The sequence below is a fragment of the Amycolatopsis echigonensis genome (assembly GCF_014174495.1).
Taxonomy (GTDB): domain Bacteria; phylum Actinomycetota; class Actinomycetes; order Mycobacteriales; family Pseudonocardiaceae; genus Amycolatopsis; species Amycolatopsis echigonensis.
Window position 1 is genome coordinate 1 of record NZ_JACJHR010000040.1, and the last position, 15502, is coordinate 15502.

Genomic DNA, 15502 nt, shown 5'->3' on the forward strand with positions numbered 1-15502 from the left:
CCGGCCATGACTCTCGCCGGAAAGACCGTCCTGATGTCCGGCGGCAGCCGCGGCATCGGCCTGGCCATCGCGACCCGCGCGGCGCGGGACGGGGCGAACGTCGTCCTGCTGGCGAAGACCGCCGAACCGCACCCGAAGCTGGAAGGCACCGTCTACACCGCCGCCAAGGACATCGAAGCCGCAGGCGGGCAGGCGCTGCCGATCGTCGGCGACGTGCGGTCGGAGGACGACGTCTTCGCCGCGGCCGAAGCGGCGGTGAAGCAGTTCGGCGGCATCGACATCGTCGTGAACAACGCCAGCGCGCTCAACCTGTCGCGCACCGAAGAACTCTCGATGAAGCGCTACGACCTCATGCAGAACATCAACACCCGAGGCACGTTCCTGCTCAGCAAAGCGGCGATCCCGCACCTGCGCGAGGCCGCGAACCCGCACATCCTGACGCTGTCGCCGCCGCTGAACCTCTCCCCCGCGTGGATCGGCGCACACCTGGGCTACACGCTCTCCAAGTACGGCATGAGCCTGTGCACAGTCGGCCTCGCGGAAGAGCTGAAAACGGACGGAATCGCCGCGAATTCCCTGTGGCCGCGCACCCTCATCGACACCGCGGCGGTGCGCAACATCATCGGCGGCGCGAGCCAAGCGCGTACGCCGTCGATCATCGCCGACGCCGCGTACGCGATCCTCACCCGGCCGTCGCGCGAGTGCACCGGGAACCTCTTCATCGACGACGAGGTGCTCGCCGCCGAAGGCGTCACGGACCTGTCCGGCTATCAGCGCGGTGACGGCGAACTGGCGCTGGACATCTTCGTCGACCCGGCCTGATCCCGCATCCGGTCGAACTCCCCGGGCAGCACGGCGCCCTCGTTCATCTTGGCCAGCAGCTTGTGCAGGGAATCGTGGGAGCGCTGCGGGAGGTCGCTGAGCGCGTACTGGTCGAGGTCGGCCAGCAGCGCGTTCGCCTTCCGCAGCGTCTTCCGTCCCGCGTCGCTGAGATCCACGACGTAGCGCCGCCGGTCCTCGGGATCGCGGGCGCGCGCGGCGAGCCCGAGCGTCTCCAGGTCGTCCAGGCTGCTGACCATGGTCGCCGGGTCGATCCGCAGGTACGCGCCCAGCGACAGCTGCGACATCGGCCCGTTGTCGGCCAGCGCCTGCAGGACGCTGTAGTGCCGCACCCGCAGGCCCAGCTCGTGCAGCCGGTCCTCGGCGAGCCGGAACACGACCTGGCCGAGCTTGACCAGCAGACAGCTCGTGTGCTCCCCGATCCCGCCCGGCACCAGCGGACCTGACATCGTTTCCCCTGCCCATCGTTAGCGGACCGTACGAATCCGATGATACGGCTATGCCCGCGGGCTGCCGTCCATGGCGGCGAAGGCAACCTCGCTGAGCAGCGCGTCGAGCGGCGCGGCGTCGAAACCACGGCTGGCGGCGCGTATGCCGGGCCAGTGCAAACGCCACCCGGCGGCACCTTGGCGGGTCGCAGCGTTTCCCGCGACCCGCACGCGTTAACCTGGGCTTGAACCGACAGCGCGAGGACCCAGGTGAACCAGACCGGAGCACAGCCGCCAGCCGGAACCCAGGCGATCCGCCGGGCGCTCGGCATCCTGCGGCTGCTGATGGACGAGGACGGGGAGCTCACGCTGTCCGCGATCGCCCGCAAACTGGATCTCACGCCGGGTACGACGCACCGGGTCGTGCGCGCGCTGAGCGCGGACGGGCTCGTCGCGCACAACCCGCGCACCGACAGCTACCACCTCGGCCCCGGCGCGATCCTGCTCGGCCAGGCCGCCCAGCGGGTCCACGGCCTCCAGCTCGCGCTGCCGGTCATCCAGCGGATCAACGCGGACACCGGCGAATCGGTCAACATCACGATCCGCGAAGGCAACGAATCGGTGGTGCTGCTGCGCGCCCAGTCGACGCTCCCGTTGCGGTTCGAGCAGCATCCGGGCGCGCGTTTTCCGTTGTACGCCACGGCTTCCGGCAAGGCGATGCTGGCCAATTCGCTCGACGCGGAGTCCTACCTCGCGAGCCTTCCGGAGCAGTTGCCCGCGCTGACGTCGCACACCCTCGCCACCCGCGACGACCTCGCTCTGGAGCTGGCCGAGACGCGCGACCGCGGGTACAGCATCGACAACGAGGAAAACGTCGCCGGAGTGCGCTGCGTCGGCGCGGGCGTTCTGGACGAACGCGGCCTCGCCCGGGCGGCGGTGGTCATCCAGGTGCCGACCGTCCGGCTTCCCGAGGACCGGATTCCCGAGCTGGGCGCCCTCGCGATCGACGCGGCCAAGGAAATCGCCCCCTTCCTCCCGCCGGATCGGCTCACTCGCTACTGACTCCCAACGCGCGCGCCGTCAGCGACGCGAGATGCGCGGGCCGGTGCTCAGACAACTGCCGGATCTGAGTCCGGCAGCTGAAACCGTCCGCGTGCACCACCGTGCCCTCCGGAGCCGCGCGCAACGCGGGCATCAGCTGGTGCTCGGCGACAGCGACGGAAACGTCGTAATGGCCCCGTTGGAAACCGAAGTTCCCGGCCAAACCGCAGCATCCCTCGCGCAGCACTTGCGAATGCTCGGACAACCGGCCGAGCAGTTGCGCGTCGGCGTCATAGCCGAGATCGGCGTGCTGGTGGCAGTGGACCTGAGTGAGCACCGGGGCCTCGGACTTCTTCAGTGCGGGAAGCTCGCTCTCGCCGACGTGTTCGGCGAAAGTCCGCACCTGGCGCTTCAGCAAGGCAGTCCGCGGGTCCTCCGGCAGCAGCTCTGAGCCGTCCTCCCGCAGGGTCGCGGTGCAGCTCGGTTCGAGGCCGATCACCGGAATCCCCTGCCGCAGCCACGGATCGAGCGCGTCCAGCGAACGGCGCAGGACCCGGCGGGCCGCGGGCAGCTGGCCGGTGCTGTGCCAGGTCAGTCCACAACAGACAGTCCGGTCCGGGATGAGCACCTCGTGCCCGAGCGCCTCCAGCACCGCCACCGCGTCGCGGCCGACCTGCGGGTCGAAGAAGTTCGTGAAGGTGTCGGTCCACAGCACGACCTTCGACGACGAGGCCCGCTGTTCCCGGCGACGGAACCACGAAACGAAAGTCGGCGAAGCGAGCCGCGGCAGTTCGCGTTCGGCGGCGATTCCGCCCAGCCGGTTCAGAGCTGGTCGAAGCGGGCCCGACGCCACGGTGTTGATCGCCCGCGCGAAGGGCGCGCCCAGCCGGAGCCATCGCGGCAACGCACCCATGGTGTAGTGCGACATCGGCCGGATCCGCCGCTCGTAGTGGCGGCTGAGGAATTCGGCCCGGTACGACGCCATGTCCACGCCGACCGGGCAATCGGATTTGCACGCCTTGCAGCCGAGGCAGAAGTCGAGCGCGTCGCGGACCTCGGGCGAACGCCAGCCGTCCTCGATGACGTCCCCGGCGAGCATTTCGAACAACAGCCGCGCCCGGCCGCGGGTCGAATGTTCCTCCTTGCCGGTGGCGCGGTAGCTCGGGCACATCATCCCGCCGGACGCGGAGACGCACTTGCCCACCCCGACGCACCGACGGGACGCCGCGGCCAGATCGCCGTCGTCGGCGTGCAGGGCGAGCCGCGCGCGGGTCGGCAGCACTGGAGGGGCGATGACTGTGCGCAAATCGGCGTCCAGCGGTGCGGGATCGACGACCCGGCCAGGGTTCATGCCGTTCGAAGGGTCGAAGGCGGCCTTGAAATCGGCGAAGGCCCGCATCAGCCGGGGCGGGAACATGAGCGGGAGAAGTTCGGCGCGCGCTTGGCCGTCGCCGTGTTCGCCGGACAGCGAGCCGCCGTGGGAGACGACAAGTTCCGCCGCCTCGACCATGAACGACCGATACGCTTCCTTCGCTTCCGGGGCGGCCATCGGGAAATCGATCCGCACGTGCAGACAGCCGTCGCCGAAATGGCCGTAGACCACGCCCTTGCGGCCGTGCTTGGCCAGCAGCAGGTCGAATTCGCGCAGGTACGCGCCGAGCCGGTCCGGCGGGACCGCGGAGTCTTCCCAGCCGGACCACGCCTCGGATCCGTCGGCGAGCCGGGTCGCGAGACCTGCGCCTTCCTCGCGGATCCGCCAGAGCTTCCGTTGGGCCGCGGGATCTTGCACTACCAAAGCACTAGCGCCGACCTGCGGGGCTCGGGCAGCAACCTGTTGTGCGGCAGCAACAGCCTCCGCTGCGTTATCGCCGCCGGTTTCCAGGTACAGCCATGCCGATCCGTCCGGCAACGTGCTGCGGTCACCCGGCTTCCGGGCGTCGAGAGCGGCGACGAGACCGGCTTCGATGCCTTCCATGGTCAGCACCGGAAGATCAAGCAGCGACGGAACCGCGTCGGCGGCGGCGATGCTGTTCTCGAAGCCCAGCACGGCGAGGGCGCGGGTCGCCGGGATCGGGGCCAGGTCGACGACCGCGCTGAGCATGGTCGCGCACGTGCCCTCGGAGCCGACCAAGGCCTTGGCGACGTCGAAACCGTTCTCCGGCAACAGGTATTCGAGGTTGTACCCGGAGACGCGCCGCGGCAGTTTCGGGTAGCCGAGCCGGATGTCGGCCAGGTATTCGTCGCGCAGGTCCCGCAGGCGGCGGTACAGCGCGCCGACCGGATCCTCGCGCGCACAGAACTCTTCCAGCTCGGCCGGCGAGGTCGGGCCGACCTCGAGCCGCGTCCCGTCGAGGAGGGCGATTTCCAGCGCGCGCACGTTGTCGACCGTCTTCCCCCACGCCACCGAATGCGAACCGCAGGCGTTGTTGCCGATCATGCCGCCGATCGTGCAGCGGCTGTGCGTCGACGGATCGGGCCCGAAGGTGAGCCCGTGCTCGGCGGCCCGTTCGCGCAACCGGTCGAGCACCAGTCCCGGTTCGACGCGCGCGGTGCGGGCGGCGGGGTCGAGGTCCAGCACGCGGTTGAGATGCCGCGTGAAGTCCAGGATCACCGCGCGGTTCGCGGCCTGCCCGCCGATGCTGGTCGCCGCGCCGCGCGGGAGGACGGGCGCGCCGTGCTCCGCGCACACCTTCAGCGCGGCCACCACGTCGTCGGCGCCGCGCGGCCGCACCACGAGCAACGGGACATGCCGGTAGTTCGACGCGTCGGTGGAGTGCGTGGCGAGCGTGGCCGGGTCGCCGGCGACCTCGCCGGACACCGCCCGCGCGAGTGCTTCCTGCAGTGCCGAAGGCGGACGGTCTCGGGCCGGCATGGGCGTCTCCTGGGAAATCGGGGGTTCACAGCGCCGCGGTCCCCGGGCTACCGTGAAGGCTCGCCACATAGTGGATACAGCTTCCACATGTTGTCAACTTCGCCGTGAGGAGTGGTCTCCTTGACCGACATGCCCCGCAACGAAAGCGTCTTCACCTGGGCCGCGCCCCCGTTGAAGTTCGGCGCCGGAGCGCTCGACGAGCTGGGCGCGGAGGTGGCCGCCCGGCAGGCCCGGTCGTGCCTGATCCTCACCGACCCCGGCGTCCGCGGCACCGGCATCCCGGACCGGGCACTCGACTCGATCCGCGCGGCCGGGGTGAAGAGCGAGATCTTCGACGGCGTCGGCGTCGAACCGACCGACGCCAGCATCGACGAGGCGGTCGCCTACGCCCGGCAGCAGGAATGGGACTGCTTCGTCGCGATCGGCGGCGGTTCGGCGATCGACACCGCCAAGGCCGTCAACCTGCTGACCACCCACCCCGGCGAACTGCTCGACTTCGTGACTCCACCCATTGGATCCGGCAAGGCGCCGTGGCTGCCGCTGAAGCCGCTGATCGCCGTGCCGACCACCGCGGGCACCGGGTCCGAATCGACCACGATCTGCGTCGTCGACCTGCTCGGCCTGCACCTCAAGGCCGGGGTGAGCCACCCGTCGCTGCGCCCGTCGCTGGCGGTCGTCGACCCGCGCACGACGATCAGCCTGCCCTCCGCGGTGACCGCGGCCAGCGGCATGGACGTGCTCTCGCACGCGCTGGAGAGCTACACGAGCGTCGCGTTCGACGCGAAGCCCGCGCCGGAAGACCCGATGAAACGACCGGCGTTCTGCGGCTCCAACCCGATCAGCGACGTCTGGTGCGAGATGGCGTTGACGTTGGTGGGCAAGCATTTGCGCGCCGCTGTCCTCAATGGACGCGACCTGACCGCGCGCACCCAGATGGCGCTCGCGTCCACCTACGCCGGAACCGGTTTCGGCAACGCCGGCACCCACCTGCCGCACGCCAACGCGTACCCGATCGCCGGGGCGGTGAAGCAGTATCGCGCCGCGGGTTACCCGGAAATGCCGATGGTCCCGCACGGCCAGGCCGTGTCCGCGACCGCCGCGGAGGTGTTCCGCTGGACCTATCCCGCGTCACCCGAACGGCATCTCCACGCCGCGCATCTGCTGTCCGGCGGGCAGACGTTCACCGCTACCGACGGCGCCGACGCTCTCCCGCACGTGCTCACCGAGCTGATGGCCGACATCCAGATGCCGAAGGGCCTGCACGCGTTCGGTTACGGCGACGAGGACATCGACACCCTCGTCGACGGCACGCTCAAGCAGACCCGCCAGCTGGCTGTCGTGCCCCGTCCGGTCACCCGGACCGCGCTCGAAGACATCTTCCGCCGTTCGCTCTGACCACCGGGAGTTATCAATGGCGACAACTCCTTCCCCGCGCACCGGCGAGACCGACGTCCGCCTTGTCGTCGCGTCCAGCGTGTTCGGCACGACCGTCGAGTGGTACGACTTCTTCCTGTACGGCACCGCCGCGGGACTCGTCTTCAACAAACTGTATTTCCCCGGCTCCGATCCCCTGGTCGGGACCGTGCTGGCCTTCGCGACCTTCGCGCTCGGCTTCCTCGCCCGCCCGATCGGCGGATTCGTGTTCGGCCACCTCGGCGACCGGTTCGGGCGCAAGAAGATCCTCGTCGCGACGATGCTCATCATGGGCGTCGCGACCTGTCTCATCGGGCTGCTGCCCGACTACCGGATGATCGGACCGGCCGCGCCGATCATCCTCGTCGTCCTCCGGTTGGCCCAAGGCGTCGCGGTCGGCGGCGAATGGGGCGGCGCCGTGCTGATGGCCACCGAATACGCCCCGGCCGGGAAACGCGGTCTCTACGGCAGTTTCCCGCAAATCGGCCTCGCCATCGGGCTCACGCTGGGCACCGGCGTGCTGGCGCTGCTGAACGCGGTCACCAGCGACGAGGCATTCCTGGTGTGGGGCTGGCGAATCGGCTTCCTGCTCTCCGCCGTGCTGGTGGTGGCGGGCCTGCTGATCCGGGTCAAGGTCATGGAAACCCCGGCCTTCCGCACCATGGCTGCCGAGGAAGGCACCGCCACCGTCCCTGCCGTCGAACTGGTCCGCGACCGGCTCTCCCGGCGGCATCTGCTGCTCGGTATGGGCAGCCGCTTCACCGAGGGCGTGGCTTTCAACGCCTGGGCGGTCTTCGTGATCTCCTACGGCAGCGGAACGCTGAAACTGGACCGGCAGCCGCTGCTGATCGGAGTGATGATCGCGGCCGCGGTGATGGTGGTGTTCATCCCGGTGTTCGGCAGGGTGTCCGACCGGCTCGGCAGGCGGCGGACCTTCACGACCGGAGCCGTGACGACGCTGCTGCTGGCTATCCCCGCGCTGGCGGCCCTGCACAGCGGCAATCCGGTGTTGATCACGCTCTCTCTGGTGGCGGTGCTGGGCATCAGCTACCCGGTGATGTACGGCCCGCAGGCGGCGTTCTATGCCGAACTGTTCCCGATTTCGCGGCGGTGCACCGGGATTTCGGTCGTGTACCAGCTTTCCGGCGTCGTGGCCTCGGGACTCACCCCGCTGGTCCTCGCCTACCTCGCCGGGAGGACCGGGACGACCGGCATCCTCGTCTACCTCGCGGCGACCACCGTGGTGAGCGTCGTCTGCACGCTGGCGATCCGGCAGCGCGATCTGTTCGACGACGAGGTGCGGGCTTCCGCGCCGGCCAAGGAGGCTCCCCGCTTCACCTGAGCGGCCGCGTTCCGGGCGGCTGACCGTCGCCCGGAACGCGAGGCGGAATTGTCGGTGCTCCTGCCTAGGATGCGGAGCATGACACGATATGTCGACGAGGACCTGCACCACGCGGAGTTCCGCGAGTGCGATCTGACCGGGGCGCGCCTGATCGGCGTCGTCATGCAGGACGCCGTGATCGACGGGCTCGTCTCCAACCTGGTGGTGAACGGGGTCGAGGTCACCGGGTACGTCGAGGCGGAGCTCGACCGGCTTCATCCGGTGCGGGTGCTGATCCGCTCTGAGGACCTCGCCGATCTGCGGGAGGCGGCGCGCCAGCTTAATGCCGCCTGGGCCGCCACGGTCGAGCGGATCCGCCGTGCACCCGGCATCGAGCGCCGCAGCGTGAACGACGAATGGTCGGCGATGCAGACGATGCGCCACCTGGTCTTCGTCCACGACTCATGGTTCCGCCGCTGCTGCCTGGGCTCGACGGAGCTGTTCACTCCGATGGGCATCGGGCCGGACGTCGAGCCCTACCGCGAAGCGCACGGACTCGACCGCTCGCTCGATCCGGCCCTCGACGAGGTCGTCAGCGTGCGTGCCGCACAAGCCGCGGAACTCGAGTCCTGGCTCGACGACGTCACTGCGGCCCAGCTCGCCGCACCGGCACCGGTGCCCGAAGACGATGTCTGGCCGCCGTATGCCCGAGGCCGCACGGTGCGCCAGTGCGTCCGCACGGTGCTCAACGAGACCTTCGAGCACCACGGCTTCTGCGTTCGCGACCTCGATTTGATCGAGGCACAAGGCGCTGAGTAGGGCCCTGCGGATCCGGCATCGTGCGGACGCGGACAGCGCGAGTGGTCTGCGCGGTGCCGGAGTTGCTGAGCCTGGCCTAGGTGCTGGCCGGGCGAGCGGCTGTCGGGTGGCGGGCTGGCGGAGGGGTGTCGCCCGGAGACAGGTGATGCGGTCCGGCTTTCGGTGCCCCGACCGATCGGGCGACGCACACCGTCTGCGTGCGCGGTGCCGGAGTTGCCGAGCCGGACCTAGGTGCAGGCCGGGCGAGCAGCCGTCGGCAGGCGAGCTGGCAGAGACGCACCGCCCGGAGACACGCGATGCGGTTTCGGCACCCTGACGGATTGGGCGAAGCACACGGTCTGCGCGGTACCGGAGTTGCTGAGCCGGGCCTAGGTCCTGTTCCGGCGAGCAGCCGTCGCCAGGCGAGCAGGCGAAGTCGCACCACCCGGAAGCAGACGATGCAGTCCGTCTTCCGGCACACCGACCGATTGCGCGACGCAGACCGTCTGCGCGGTGCCGGAACTCCCAAGCCCGACCTAGGTCCTGGCCCGGCGAGCAGCCGTCGGGTGGCGGGGTGGTGGAGGGGTGTCGCCCGATGCGGTCCGTCTTCCGGCACCCCGACCGATCAGGCAAAACACACCGTCTGCGCGGTGCCGGAACTCCCAAGCCCGACCTAGGTGCAGGCCGGGCGAGCAGCCGTCGGCAGGCGAGCTGGCGGCGGGGTGCCGCCCGGAGACAGACGATGCCGCCCGTCTTCCGGCACCCCGACCGATCAGGCAAAACACACCGTCTGCGCGGTGCCGGAACTCCCAAGCCCGACCTAGGTCCTGGCCGGGCGAGCAGCCGTCGCCAGGCGGGCTGGCAGAGGGGTGCCGCTTGGAAACACGCGACGCGTTTCGGCATCCGGACCGATTGGGCGACGCAAAACCGTCCGGCGGGGCCGTATCAAACCGCTGAAGCCACCCGTCCGGTCACCGGCACAACCGCTTTCCTCCAGGCGGTCTTGCCGCGATCACCTCACTCGGCCGAAGACTGAGCCGCCTCGGTCAGCTGTTCTCGCAATGTGCTCAGCGTCCGCGCCAGCAAGCGCGAAACTTGCATCTGCGACAGCCCGACCCGTTCGGCGATCTGGCTCTGCGTCAGGTTCGAGAAAAACCGCATGAGGACGATCGCGCGTTCCCGTTCCGGCAAGCTCCGCAAAAGCGGCTTCAGCGTTTCCCGGTCCTCGAGCTTGTCGATTTCGGGATCGTTCTCGCCGAGCGTGTCGGCCAGCGAGATCGAGCCGGCGTCGTCGTGCGCCGGGTAGTCGAGGGACGCGGCCTGGTAGGCGTTCCCGGCGTGCAGGGCTTCGGCGACCTCGTCGACATCGAGGTCGAGATGATCGGCGAGCTCGCGCGCGGTGGGCGCGCGGCCGAGGCGCTGGCCCAGGTCGGCGGCGGTTTGGCCGATCCTCGCATGGAGTTCTTTGAGCCGCCGCGGGACCCGGACCGACCAGGCGTGGTCGCGGAAGTACCGGCGGACCTCGCCCATCACGGTCGGGACGGCGAACGCGACGAAATCCGTCTGCCGCGCCGGGTCGTAGCGGTCGACGGCGTTGATGAGGCCGATCCGCGCCACCTGCAGGAGGTCTTCGGACGGCTGGCCGCGCCGGGCGAAACGCCGCGCGATGTGTTCGGCCAGCGGGAGATGTTCCTCGATGAGGCGGCGGCGCAGCCGGGAGTGCTCGTCGGTGTCCTCGGCGAGGTGGCTGATTTCCTCGAACAGCACCGCGCAGTGCCGGTAGTCGTCGCGCCGGGCGCGGGTCATGGTCGCCGCGGTCATGTAAATCCTCCTGACAGCCGAGGGGAACGTGACTCGGGTAGTGCCATGGTGCGCCTCGCGTTGCCGACGCTCATCATCCTTAGTGGACAGTGCCCGGCACCGCAAGGCGAGATCCTCGCGCTCGCCCGGATGCCAGCCATCCGAAGCGTCACGATCGGGTGATACCCGTCCGAGGGCAAGATCACTCAGTCGGCCACCCGAATGGGGTCCTCCCAGTAACGTGGCGTACAGCGGGTTCGCTCCCGCCTCACATTTTCAGCCAGCCCGGGCGAACGCCCTTCCGCAGGGTGCGCCATTCGTCGGCGAACCTGTCCCGCAGCATCTTCGCCGCGGCTTCGTCCCGGCCGTAGAGGAGACCGAAGGTGAACGTGTTCTGGTGCTGGCCGAAGCCGTCGATCGCGAAGTGCCGTAACGTCGTGCGGTCGACCACGGTGTCCTGATGCTTGCCGAGGGTCTGCTGCACTGCCTTGACGTGCTTACGCCACGTGCGCAGCTTCTTGCCGAACACCGGCCGGACGGCGTCCGCGGCATAACGGGCGCGCTTGGCCTTCTTCCGGACGTTGTGCAGAGCCTTCTCCAGTTCTGTACCGGTCAGCCCCTCCGTCGCCGCGGTGGCTCGATAGAGCTTGCGCGCCGTCTTGCGCAGGGGCTTCCGTAACGCTTTCTTGCCCGCCGGGCGCATCGTGGCAAGCAGCGTGGCGATCGAGCCCACCAAGTCCAGGTATCGGGTGCTGGACAACGCTTCCGTCGCGCGGGCCAGTTCCGTTTGGGAGGTGTGGGCGAAGTCGCGGGTAAGGTATTGCCGCAACGGCCCGAAAACCAGCTCCGACGGGACCTCGTCGAGACAGGCTTCGAGGCGGGCTTGGCTGACTTCGGCGTCACGCGCGGGGGCGAGTTCGGCACCCAGCCACTTCAGCTCCGCCGCCAGCGAATCGGCTTTTTTCTTGCCCACCAAGGATTTGAACGTCTGGAGCGCGCTCCGGAGCTTCCGCGCCGCGACCCGCAGCTGGTGCACCGAATCGTCCGCCCCGACGCGGAAGCCCACGTCAGCGCGACGCAGCCGGTCGAATTGCTCGCTCAGATACGCATGCAGGACATCGTCCGAGCCACGCGCCTTCTCGGTCTCGTCTCCGAGCAGCCGCTGCAGTTTCGACGGCCACCAAGCGTTCTCGGCCCCGCGCTTCCGCAAGGTGCGATCAAGCCGGTCGAGAAGCCCGGGCGCGGAATCATCGGCCAGCTCGACATCCAGCTCCCGCCAGCGGTCCAGCCGAAGTGCTTGTGCCCCCAGGAATTCGCCGGTGACGTGGTCGTCCTCCAGCGTCGCGAGCGTCCGGCCCGACGCGTCGGCCAAGCGGTGGGTGAACCGGTCGGTCCGCACCTGCGCGACCGGCCGCAGCTTCCGGTCCAGCGTGTACGCGCGCACCAGCGTCGCGATCGAATCCGGCACCTTCGGATCCTCGTCGAGCGGAAATCGCAGCTCCTGGTCGGAGGGCAGTCTCAGGCACCACCCGGTGTCTCTGCTTCTTCGCAGCGTGATTCCGGCTCTGGACAACCGGAAATCCTTGGTGTCGTAATAAACGGTCTCCAGCGTCCGCTCGGCGGGGGCTTCCTGCGCGATCCCCTTGCCCGCCAGCTGCGGCACCCGGGCTTTCAAGCTCAGCTCGTATTTGCGTCCGGACTCGGCGCTTTTCATTCCCGGCTCCTCGGTCAGTCGTTTTCCGCCGCTCCGGCGACGCCCTCGGCGATCGCGGGCACCAATCCCTCGGCGAAGACGCTGGGCACGATGTGCTCCCGGTCGAAGTCGTCGCCAACGGCCGCGGCCAGCGCGTGCGAGGCAGCAAGCAGCATGCGGGCGGTCACTTTCGCGGCTCCGGAGTCGAGCAGCCCGCGGAACATCCCCGGGAACACGAGGACGTTGTTGATCTGGTTGGGCAGGTCGCTGCGGCCGGTCGCGACGATCTCCGCGTGCTCGTGCGCGGCGTCCGGATCGACCTCCGGGTCCGGATTGGCCAGCGCGAACACGATCGCCCGGTCGGCCATCCGCGCGAGGTCGTCCCCCTTGAGCAGGCCGCCGACGCTGACGCCGATGAAGACGTCCGCGTCCCGCAAGGCGTCCTGCAGGCTCCCGCGGACCGCGTCGCCGCGGTTGGTGTTCTCCGCGAGCCACTGCTTCTCGCCGGTCAGATCGCGCTCGCTGTGCAGGGCGCCTTTGCTGTCGCAGACCACGATCCGCTCCGCGCTGAAGTCCGCCTTCAGCAGCAGCCGGGCGATGGCCGACCCGGCCGCGCCGGCGCCGGAGATCACCACCGAGGTGTCCCCCGGCGTGCGGTCGGTCAGCTTCAGCGCGTTGTGCAGCGCGGCCAGCACGGCCACCGCGGTCCCGTGCTGGTCGTCGTGGAAAACCGGCACGTCCAGCTCGTCGTGCAGCTGCCGCTCTATGGTGAAGCACCGCGGCGCGGCGATGTCTTCCAGGTTGATCGCGCCGAAGGACGTCGCGAGGTCCTTGGCGGTGCGGACCAGGTCTTCCGGCTCGCGGCTGACCGGGCAGATCGGCCAGGCGTCGACGTCGGCGAACCGCTTCAGCAGCGCCGCTTTGCCCTCCATCACCGGCAGCGCGGCGGCCGGGCCCTGGTCGCCGAGCCCGAGCAGCGCCGAACCGTCGGACACGATCGCGACGGAATTGCTGCGCACGGTTTCCCGCGCCAGCACCGACGGGTCCTGGGCGACGCGTTTGGCCAGCTCGGCGACCCCGGGCGTGTAGTGCTCGGCGAGGTCGTCGGGGTCGTCGAGCCGCACTCGGGTGGTGACTTGGATCTTTCCGCGACTGCTCATGGCGGCCGGGTACCCGGCCGCGCCGCGCAGGAACCGTGCTCAGTCGAGCACGAGCGCCGCGTCCGGTTCGGTCACCCGGAAGCTGAAGCTCTCCTCGAGGTACAGCGTGAGCGTCTCGGCGTCGTGGTGCCGGTAGCCGACCGAAAGGTCCTGGCCGAGTTCCAGGACGAAGTCCCCGCCCGACAGGCTCAGCACGACCGCGCCGGTCAGGCCCGGCGTCCGCTTCACCCGGCCTCCGCCGAGCGCGCGGCGGAGGTGGTCGAGCACGAGAAGGCCGCCGTGTTCGGTGCTCTCCACGATCGAGGTGTAGCCCTCGGGGTTGATCGCCAGCGCGTACGGTCCCTTGATCCCGTTGCACCGCAACGTGTTCACCGCGTTGGCCACCACGTGCGGATAGCGTTCCGGGTCGGCGCCCAGCGTCCCGTGGTCGTACGGGCTCGCCTCGACGATCCCGGTGATCCCCGCGTCCGGCCAGCCGTGGAACACCGCGCGGTTCTCCAGCAGGCCCACCTGGGCGGCGGCCTGGTCGAGGTCGTCGAACTCCAGGTCGTCGGCACCGCGTTCGGCGTCCTCGAGTTCCTTCCGCTCGACGGTGAACGGCACGCGCACCTCCACCAGCGGCAGCACCCGGCGCCGCTGCACGAGCGTTTCGCGGTCCCGGGCGCTTTCCGGCGGATCGATGCGCTGGGTCCGGCCGAGCGGCGTGGCCGAATGCGACCAGCCGTGCGGGCCCTCGACGTCGACCATCTTGCGCGCCGCGAGGTGTGTCGCCAGCCGCTCCCGCGCCTCGTCGTCGATCTGCTTCCAGCCCTCGGCCGGGATCGGCGCGAGCTCGCGCATCAGGTGGTTCATGGTGCTCCCCTCTCGCTGGAGTCCTTCAGCCCGCCGATGCCCAGCGAACCGTCGTCGGACGGTTTCTTCCCGGCTTTCCGCTCCTGCTCGGCGACGTAGCGCTCGGGGTCGACGTCCCCGGTGTCGATGTCTTCGGCACCCTCGTGCTCGGCCTTGAACGCCAGGAACTTCCGTCCGAGTTCCTCGCGCAGGCCCGGATCGGCGTGCTTGCGGAAGTCCGCGAGCGCGTCGTCCTCCTCCTCGGCCATGTGCTCGCTGTTGGCGGTGCGGGCCTGCCGGACCGCCGCGTGCCAGGCCGCGCTGCCCGCCGGGTGCCTGCGGGCTTCGGCGACGGCGTCGCGGATGTCGTTGTGGTCGCCGACCGCGTCGAGCGTTTCGTCCTCGGCGTCGGCGCCGCGCTGGATCAGCTCGGGATAGAAGACCGCTTCCTCGGCCGCCGCGTGCAGGTCCAGCAGGTCGGCGAGCGGCTCCCACACCCGCGCCAGCTCCTCCGGCCGCTCGAGGTCGTCCAGTTCCGCGAACGCCCGCCGGAACCGCTCGTGATCGTCGAGGATCAGGCTGGTGATGTCGGTCATGGCCCCCGACGGTAGCTCTCCCGGCGGCGGCGCGCTCGTCGTGTTTGCGCGAGGCTGCTTGCGGGTAAGGAGATCCGATGGTCGCGCGTCAGGAACCGGGAGCCGAACCGCCGGACACCACGAGCCTCGACAAGCTCCGTGATGCAGCCCGCGGTTGCCGCGGGTGCGGCCTGTACCGCGACGCCACGGCGACGGTTTTCGGCGTGGGCGCCAAGGGCGCGGAGATCTTCGCCCTCGGCGAGCAGCCAGGCGATCAGGAGGACCGGCGCGGCGAACCGTTCGTCGGCCCGGCCGGTCGGCTGCTGGACCGCGCGCTCGCCGACGCGGGTCTGGACCGGGATTCGCTGTACGTGACCAACGCGGTCAAGCACTTCAAGTTCAAGCTCCGCGGCAAACGGCGGATCCACGAAAAGCCGGCGCGGTCCGAGATCGTCGCGTGCCGGCCGTGGCTGATCGCCGAACTCCAGGCCGTTCAGCCGCGGCTCGTGCTGCTGCTGGGCGCGACGGCGGCGCAATCGGTGTACGGCAGCAGTTTCCGGCTGACCCAGCATCGCGGCGAACCGCTGGACCCGCCGGAAGAGTTCGACGGCATGTTCGCCTCGGCGGTCGCCACCGTGCATCCGTCCGCGGTGCTGCGCGCTCCCGACCGGGACACCGCGTACGACGAGTTCGTCGCCGATCTGCGCGGCCTCTGACCTGCGGACGTTTG

Annotated in this window: 13 protein-coding genes; 6 read left to right on the forward strand and 7 right to left on the reverse strand. The window is 69.7% G+C overall.

Annotated features, from left to right (window positions below):
- The first annotated feature begins 6 nt into the window (after positions 1–6).
- Complete coding sequence (locus tag H5411_RS25710; RefSeq protein WP_101439260.1) at positions 7–822, forward strand: SDR family oxidoreductase; 816 nt, start codon at positions 7–9, stop codon at positions 820–822.
- Here the strand turns inward: H5411_RS25710 and H5411_RS25715 are convergent.
- Positions 771–1289 carry a MarR family winged helix-turn-helix transcriptional regulator gene (locus tag H5411_RS25715; protein WP_101439259.1) on the reverse strand — a complete coding sequence of 173 codons (519 nt, stop codon included), beginning with the start codon at positions 1287–1289 and terminating at the stop codon, positions 771–773. The genes H5411_RS25710 and H5411_RS25715 overlap by 52 nt on opposite strands.
- Before the next feature lie 249 nt (positions 1290–1538).
- Between H5411_RS25715 and H5411_RS49030 the strand changes: the two genes are divergently transcribed.
- Positions 1539–2330, forward strand: a complete 792-nt coding sequence (locus tag H5411_RS49030; protein WP_101439258.1) for an IclR family transcriptional regulator — start codon at positions 1539–1541, stop codon at positions 2328–2330.
- On the opposite strand, the gene H5411_RS25725 is transcribed toward H5411_RS49030, so the two are convergent.
- Complete coding sequence (locus H5411_RS25725) at positions 2317–5181, reverse strand: FAD-binding and (Fe-S)-binding domain-containing protein (RefSeq protein ID WP_101439257.1); 2865 nt, start codon at positions 5179–5181, stop codon at positions 2317–2319. The genes H5411_RS49030 and H5411_RS25725 overlap by 14 nt on opposite strands.
- A 129-nt stretch (positions 5182–5310) precedes the next feature.
- Here H5411_RS25725 and H5411_RS25730 point away from each other — a divergent pair, with 129 nt between their 5' ends.
- From H5411_RS25730 to H5411_RS25740, 3 genes are all read left to right on the forward strand, one after another.
- On the forward strand, positions 5311–6576 hold the full coding sequence (locus H5411_RS25730) for a hydroxyacid-oxoacid transhydrogenase (protein WP_183125315.1): 1266 nt from the start codon (positions 5311–5313) through the stop codon (positions 6574–6576).
- A gap of 16 nt (positions 6577–6592) precedes the next feature.
- The gene (locus tag H5411_RS25735) at positions 6593–7936 is read left to right on the forward strand and encodes an MFS transporter (protein WP_183125270.1); all 1344 of its coding nucleotides are present in this window, start codon (positions 6593–6595) and stop codon (positions 7934–7936) included.
- A gap of 78 nt (positions 7937–8014) precedes the next feature.
- A complete protein-coding gene (locus H5411_RS25740; protein WP_167442058.1) occupies positions 8015–8734 on the forward strand; it encodes a DinB family protein in 720 nt (239 codons plus the stop codon).
- A 996-nt stretch (positions 8735–9730) separates the two neighbouring features.
- On the opposite strand, the gene H5411_RS25745 is transcribed toward H5411_RS25740, so the two are convergent.
- The 5 genes from H5411_RS25745 to H5411_RS25765 all read right to left on the reverse strand — a co-directional run bounded on the left by H5411_RS25745 (position 9731) and on the right by H5411_RS25765 (position 14793).
- Complete coding sequence (locus H5411_RS25745; protein ID WP_183125271.1) at positions 9731–10534, reverse strand: SigB/SigF/SigG family RNA polymerase sigma factor; 804 nt, start codon at positions 10532–10534, stop codon at positions 9731–9733.
- 247 nt (positions 10535–10781) lie between these two features.
- Positions 10782–12227: a CYTH and CHAD domain-containing protein gene (locus H5411_RS25750; protein ID WP_183125272.1), complete on the reverse strand. Its 1446-nt coding sequence runs from the start codon at positions 12225–12227 to the stop codon at positions 10782–10784.
- 14 nt (positions 12228–12241) lie between these two features.
- Positions 12242–13366, reverse strand: coding sequence for an NAD(P)-dependent malic enzyme (locus H5411_RS25755; RefSeq protein ID WP_183125273.1), 1125 nt, complete (start codon positions 13364–13366; stop codon positions 12242–12244).
- A gap of 39 nt (positions 13367–13405) precedes the next feature.
- Positions 13406–14218 (reverse strand): family 1 encapsulin nanocompartment shell protein, encoded by an 813-nt coding sequence (locus tag H5411_RS25760; protein ID WP_183125274.1) that lies wholly within the window; start codon positions 14216–14218, stop codon positions 13406–13408.
- Positions 14215–14793 carry a hemerythrin domain-containing protein gene (locus H5411_RS25765; protein WP_183125275.1) on the reverse strand — a complete coding sequence of 193 codons (579 nt, stop codon included), beginning with the start codon at positions 14791–14793 and terminating at the stop codon, positions 14215–14217. Before H5411_RS25765 ends, H5411_RS25760 begins: the two co-directional genes overlap by 4 nt.
- Positions 14794–14870: 77 nt before the next feature.
- Between H5411_RS25765 and H5411_RS25770 the strand changes: the two genes are divergently transcribed.
- The gene (locus tag H5411_RS25770) at positions 14871–15488 is read left to right on the forward strand and encodes a UdgX family uracil-DNA binding protein (RefSeq protein ID WP_183125276.1); all 618 of its coding nucleotides are present in this window, start codon (positions 14871–14873) and stop codon (positions 15486–15488) included.
- Positions 15489–15502: the final 14 nt, after the last annotated feature.

Coding starts and splice junctions, on each gene's coding strand:
- H5411_RS25750 (WP_183125272.1), bottom strand. CDS start 12,227: ATGAAAAGCGCCGAGTCCGGACGCAAATACGAGCTGAGCTTGAAAGCC.
- H5411_RS25710 (WP_101439260.1), top strand. CDS start 7: ATGACTCTCGCCGGAAAGACCGTCCTGATGTCCGGCGGCAGCCGCGGC.
- H5411_RS25735 (WP_183125270.1), top strand. CDS start 6,593: ATGGCGACAACTCCTTCCCCGCGCACCGGCGAGACCGACGTCCGCCTT.
- H5411_RS25765 (WP_183125275.1), bottom strand. CDS start 14,793: ATGACCGACATCACCAGCCTGATCCTCGACGATCACGAGCGGTTCCGG.
- H5411_RS25725 (WP_101439257.1), bottom strand. CDS start 5,181: ATGCCGGCCCGAGACCGTCCGCCTTCGGCACTGCAGGAAGCACTCGCG.
- H5411_RS25760 (WP_183125274.1), bottom strand. CDS start 14,218: ATGAACCACCTGATGCGCGAGCTCGCGCCGATCCCGGCCGAGGGCTGG.
- H5411_RS25730 (WP_183125315.1), top strand. CDS start 5,311: ATGCCCCGCAACGAAAGCGTCTTCACCTGGGCCGCGCCCCCGTTGAAG.
- H5411_RS25715 (WP_101439259.1), bottom strand. CDS start 1,289: ATGTCAGGTCCGCTGGTGCCGGGCGGGATCGGGGAGCACACGAGCTGT.
- H5411_RS25755 (WP_183125273.1), bottom strand. CDS start 13,366: ATGAGCAGTCGCGGAAAGATCCAAGTCACCACCCGAGTGCGGCTCGAC.
- H5411_RS25740 (WP_167442058.1), top strand. CDS start 8,015: ATGACACGATATGTCGACGAGGACCTGCACCACGCGGAGTTCCGCGAG.
- H5411_RS25745 (WP_183125271.1), bottom strand. CDS start 10,534: ATGACCGCGGCGACCATGACCCGCGCCCGGCGCGACGACTACCGGCAC.
- H5411_RS25770 (WP_183125276.1), top strand. CDS start 14,871: ATGGTCGCGCGTCAGGAACCGGGAGCCGAACCGCCGGACACCACGAGC.